We start from the raw sequence: 4640 nt of genomic DNA, 5'->3' as shown, positions 1-4640 counted from the left end.
ATACGTGTCGGAGCGGGAGAAATCATCAACCAGCAGGGCATCGCACACGACCGACGAACTCGAGCCTTCGGCGCCGTCGACGATTTTCACGAGTCCACGATAAGCAGAACGACCGCCGCCGCGTGAAATGGACTTCGCCACAATCGTGGAGCTGGTGTGGGGTGCGAGATGAATCATCTTCGCGCCCGTATCCTGATACTGCCCATTGCCGGCGAAACCGAGGGACATGGTGGATGCCTTGGCATACGGCTCGGCGAGGATGCATGCCGGGTACTTCATGGTTGCCTTGGATCCGATATTGCCATCGACCCATTCCATTGTGCCGCCTTCACGCACGTATGCGCGCTGAGTGACGAGGTTGTACACATTGTTCGACCAGTTCTGCACTGTCGTGTAGCGTACGCGAGCATGCTTCTCCACGATGATTTCGACGATGGCGGCGTGCAGCGAGTCCGTGGAGTAGATTGGCGCGGTGCACCCTTCGACGTAATGCACGTAGGAGCCTTCGTCAGCGATGATGAGCGTACGCTCGAACTGGCCCATATTCGGCGTGTTGATGCGGAAATAGGCCTGGAGCGGAATATCGACGTGCACGTCCTTCGGCACGTAGACGAAGGAGCCGCCAGACCATGCCGCGGTGTTCAGCGCGCCGAACTTGTTGTCTTCAGGAGGCACGACCTTGCCGAAATACTTGCGGACCAGATCAGGGTATTCGCGGACCGCGGTATCGGTGTCGACGAAGATCACGCCCTGTTTCTTCAGGTCATCTCGAATCGAATTGTAGATGACCTCGGATTCGTACTGCGCCGCGACGCCGGAGACCAGACGCTTCTTCTCCGCTTCCGGGATGCCGAGCTTGTCGTAGGTGTTGCGGATATCGTCGGGAAGATCCTCCCAACGCTTCGCCTGTTCCTTGATTGGCTTGACATAGTACTTGAAATCGTCGGCGTTGAAGCCGCTCAAATCAACGCCCCACGAGGGCATCGGCTTGTCGACGAAAGCCTTGTAGCCGCGCAGACGCATGTCAAGCATCCATTGCGGCTCATGCTTGTCGGCGGAGATGGCCCTTACGACGTTCTCGTCGATGCCTTTCTTCGCCGCTTCGCCGGCGGCGTCGGAATCATGCCAGCCGTAGTTGTAGTCGCCGAACTGGCTGATGATTTCGTCATCCTGCTTGATCTTGTCCTCGTTGACGCGGGAACGGTCAGCCACGTACTGGCTCATCTCCACGTCTTCCGCGGCGTTTGGTGTGTGTTCGCTCGCCACCGTACGCTGCCTCCATTCATTCGTTGTTCCATCGCTAACCTAACAGACCGGGGCGGAAAACACTAGGGGTTGTCCGAACTACGCCTCATGCGAAACCGGATAGTGATATGGACGGGCGTGTCGAAATGAATGCGCCTGCACAACTTGGGATGTGCAGGCGCATTCGTGGTTCCGGTCAATGATGCCGGCTGTTTCGCACGTCAGTCACAGTTAGTCTTGGTCGGCCGCCTGATGATCCAGGGCCGCCTTGACCAGACCCGCGAACAGCGGATGCGGGCGGGTCGGGCGGGACTTGAACTCAGGATGCGCCTGGGTGCCCACATAGAACGGGTGGACATCCTGCGGAAGCTCCACGAACTCGGTGAGTTCGCCGTCCGGGCTTTCGCCGGAAATCCGCAGGCCGCCGTCACGCAGCTGCTGCTTGTAGTTGACGTTGACTTCGTAACGATGACGATGACGCTCGGTCACGTGGGTGCTGCCGTAGAGCTGGGCGACCAAGGAATCCTCCTCGAGGTTCGCCGGGTAAGAGCCCAGACGCATGGTGTGGCCCATATCGCCGTGCCCGGCGACGATGTCTTTCTGCTCTTCCATCGTGGCGATGACCGGGTTCTTGCAATCCGGCTCGAATTCAGTGGAGTTTGCGTCCTCAAGGCCGAGCACGTCGCGCGCATACTCGATGACCATGGACTGGAGTCCAAGGCACAGGCCGAGAGCCGGCAGACCAGTCTCGCGGGCGAACTTCAGCGCGCCGATCTTGCCTTCGATGCCGCGGATGCCGAAACCGCCAGGAATCACGATACCGTCGACGTTGTTGAGCGCCGCCTTCGCACCTTCCCAAGTCTCGCACAGGTCGGCTGCGACCCACTTGACGTTGACCTTGGCGTAGTTGGCGAAACCGCCGGCCTTGATCGCCTCGGTGACGGACAGGTAGGCGTCCGGCAGATCGATGTACTTGCCGACGATGGCGACGTTCACCTCATGCTTGGGGTGGTGCACCCGCTCGAGCAGATCCTCCCACTCGGCCCAATCGACATCATGGAACGGCAGGCCGAGTTCGCGCACGACGTAGGCGTCCAGGCCTTCGTCGAACAGGATCTTCGGCACGTCATAGATGCTCGGGGCGTCCACGCAATTGACCACACCTTCAGGATCGACATCGCACATGAGCGAAATCTTGTCCTTGATGGACTGGTTGAGCGTGCGGTCGGAGCGCAGCACGAGCGCGTCCGGAGTGATGCCCAGCTGGCGCAGCATCATGACGGAATGCTGAGTCGGCTTGGTTTTCAGCTCATGAGCGGCGGAGATGTACGGCACCAGGGAGACATGCACGAACATGCAGTTCTCCGGGCCGAGTTCGCGGCGCACCTGACGTGCGGCCTCGAGGAACGGCTGGGATTCGATATCGCCGACCGTGCCGCCGATTTCGGTGATAATCACGTCGACGTCGTCTGCGGCCTGGGCGCGCATGCGGCTCTTGATTTCGTTGGTGATATGCGGGATCACCTGCACGCACTGGCCGAGATACTCGCCGGCGCGCTCCTTGCGCAGCACGGACTGATAAATCTGACCGGTTGTGACGTTCGCCTTCTGGCTGAGGAAGACATCGAGGAAACGCTCATAGTGGCCGATATCGAGATCGGTTTCGGCGCCGTCCTCGGTGACATAGACCTCACCGTGCTGGAACGGGTTCATCGTGCCAGGATCGACGTTGATGTAAGGATCGAGCTTCTGCTGAAGGACGCGGATGCCGCGGCTACGCAGCAGGCGTCCGAGGGATGAGGCGGTCAGCCCCTTGCCGAGGGAGGAAACCACGCCTCCGGTGACGAAAATATGCTTGGTGACGTGTTCCGATGCATTGCCATGTTGTCTTCTTGCCATGGAACTCCAATCTATCATCTCGCCATGACCCGGCGTGTTTCGTTGAGTCGGCGAGAAAGACAGCTCAGTGAGAATCTCAATTTCTCAACCGTGAGACTAGATTGTGCGAGATGTTGAGGACAAAGTCTGAACATCTCGCATCAGCAGGTGTCTGTCAAGAGAAATTGAGATTCCGCGGCGGAAGCGCCTCAGCCGGCGGCAGATCCGCGGTAACCTCGTGTCACGAACACCGCGGATCTGCCAGACGGCGAAGAAATCAGTCAGTTTCCGTACCAGTCCGGGTCGGAGGCGTCGCGGGCGGCGGTGCTGTGCCAGGTGGAGGGCGTGGCGGCCACATGGATGGCGACTGCCGAGCCAGCGGGCACGGTCGCGTTGAGTTTGCCGTCGATGCCGATATGCACTTTCGATGAGCAGTCGCCGCTGGCGTAGACATTGCAGTAGTCGCCGGCGGGCATCGACGTGGCATACGACACGGTGGCGTCGTTTTCGCCGTTGTTAATGACGATGTAGGCCCGGTTGCCGCGGCCGAAGCCAATCACGTTATCGCCGTCGTCATGCCAGTCGGTCATGCGTGCGGACCCGGCGACATTGTGCCAGCCGATCATGCCGCGGATCGCTGTCCACCGCTGCGTGCACGTCCAATCCGAGTCTGTGCCGCATGTGGTGTCGGGAACGGATGTCTTGGTCGCTCCTGGAGCGCCGTCATCAGATTTCTCGTATTCGTAGCCGGAGAAGATGTTCGGCGTGCTGTACGGGTAGGCAAGCATGAAGGCGTTGGCCAGCAGATAGGAGTTCTCGTCTCGGTATGTCAGGGTCATGCCGTTGCGCTCGGTATCCCAATTGGTGACGAATATCGCGGCGTCATCGCTGGGCACCAGATTGCTCGTGATGTCCTTGATTGATTTGGTGCCACCGACCAGCGAATTCGAGAAGAAGGTCTTGAGCTGGTAGGCGTACTGGAATTCGGAAACTTGTCCGGAACGCGTGTAGTTCTTCGGCTGGATGGCTGCGGCTTCATTCACGTTGCCGATGACCTCCTGCATCCACCAGATGTCGCTCAGGGAACGCCCGGTCTTCTTCGCCACGAGTTTCTTGATGGCGAGGACATCCGTATTGGAGATGTGTTTGACGGCATCCACCCTGAAGCCGGCGACGCCGTATTTCAAGAGTTTGGCGAAATATGAAGCGAGCGTGTCGCGTACATGGGCGGATGACGTGTCAAGGTCCTGCAATCCGGTGACACGGCAATCCTGCACGTTCTCCTGATCGGAGTAGTTGATGACATCCGTGTCGCAGGTGTGGAAATCCTTCGCGGTATATCCGATGGCGGGGAAATCGCCCTTGGCGTCGTAGGAGCTGCCTCCTGTGCCGGTGCCGCTGCCCTGATCAACCCCCGTGGTGTGGTTGATGACAGCGTCGGCGATGACACCCACACCCGCGGCCTTGCAGGTGGCGACCATGGATTTGAACTCCTGTTCGGTTCCTTCCTTGGAGTT

The 4640-nt window shown here is 59.4% G+C and carries 3 protein-coding genes; all 3 read right to left on the bottom strand.

Annotated elements, in window-relative coordinates; all coding sequences use genetic code 11:
- Window positions 1-1224, bottom strand: a 1224-nt coding sequence (sufB, locus tag ACI38B_RS07205) for a Fe-S cluster assembly protein SufB (protein WP_439730146.1), incomplete at its 3' end; no start/stop codon positions are given.
- Between the two features lie 252 nt (window positions 1225-1476).
- Window positions 1477-3144 carry a CTP synthase gene (locus ACI38B_RS07200; RefSeq protein ID WP_015450495.1) on the bottom strand — a complete coding sequence of 556 codons (1668 nt, stop codon included), beginning with the start codon at window positions 3142-3144 and terminating at the stop codon, window positions 1477-1479.
- Between the two features lie 260 nt (window positions 3145-3404).
- A partial coding sequence (locus tag ACI38B_RS07195) for an alpha amylase C-terminal domain-containing protein (RefSeq protein ID WP_439730145.1) occupies window positions 3405-4640 on the bottom strand: 1236 nt, incomplete at its 5' end.

Origin of the sequence: Bifidobacterium sp. (genome assembly GCF_051876855.1) — a bacterium.
Classification (GTDB): Bacteria; Actinomycetota; Actinomycetes; order Actinomycetales; family Bifidobacteriaceae; genus Bifidobacterium.
The sequence above is the reverse complement of the archived record's forward strand: the minus strand, read 5'-3'. Positions and strand labels throughout refer to the sequence as shown.

Excerpts from the sequence above, each read along its gene's own strand:
- ACI38B_RS07200 (WP_015450495.1), bottom strand. The coding sequence starts at position 3,144 with ATGGCAAGAAGACAACATGGCAATGCATCGGAACACGTCACCAAGCAT.